Source organism: uncultured Psychroserpens sp. (assembly GCF_947494225.1).
Classification (GTDB): Bacteria; Bacteroidota; Bacteroidia; order Flavobacteriales; family Flavobacteriaceae; genus Psychroserpens.
Map to the genome: position 1 here is coordinate 1 of NZ_CANLUG010000024.1, position 797 is coordinate 797.

At 42.7% G+C, this 797-nt stretch carries 1 pseudogene; it reads right to left on the reverse strand.

Annotation, left to right across the window (positions count from 1 at the left end):
- Positions 1-797, reverse strand: a pseudogene (locus tag Q0893_RS19485) (hypothetical protein); the annotation flags it as partial.

The window sequence follows — 797 nt, forward strand, 5'->3', positions numbered from 1 at the left end:
AAACTACTGGTCTTATCAATACTTATCATTGGGTTCTGTGGAATAACTGTATCTGTTGGATCATCTGGTTCTCCATCACCATTGTTATCTGTATCGGTTGGATCATTTGGATCATCACTATCATCAGTCACTGTTCCACCTTGTGGATCATTTCCAGTTGCCGTTGCTTGGTTAGTCACAACACCTGCATCGATATCTGATTGAGTAATTGCATAGGTCGCTGTGTAAACAATCGTTCCTGCTCCTACGGCTAAATCCTCTAAGTCGCCTTCTAAATCTAAGTCGGCTCCTCCACTCTGATAGACTGGGGTTGGTAAACCTCCCGTTCCTGTAAAGTCAGCTCCATCTTCTACAACGGTAACATCAAATAATGTCACATCTCCTGTGTTGCTTACTGTATATGTATAGGTGATAATATCTCCTACACTTACAACACCATCTGCTCCTAAATCTAAACTACTGGTCTTATCAATACTTATCATTGGATTCTGTGGAATAACTGTATCTGTTGGATCATCTGGTTCTCCATCTCCATTGTTATCTGTATCGGTTGGATCATTTGGATCATCACTATCATCAGTAACTGTCCCACCTTGTGGATCATTCCCTGTTGCCGTTGCTTGGTTAGTCACAACACCTGCATCGATATCTGATTGAGTAATTGCATAGGTCGCTGTGTAAACAATCGTTCCTGCTCCTACGGCTAAATCCTCTAAGTCACCTTCTAAATCTAAGTCGGCTCCTCCACTCTGATAGACTGGGGTTGGTAAACCTCCCGTTCCTGTAAAGTCAGCTCC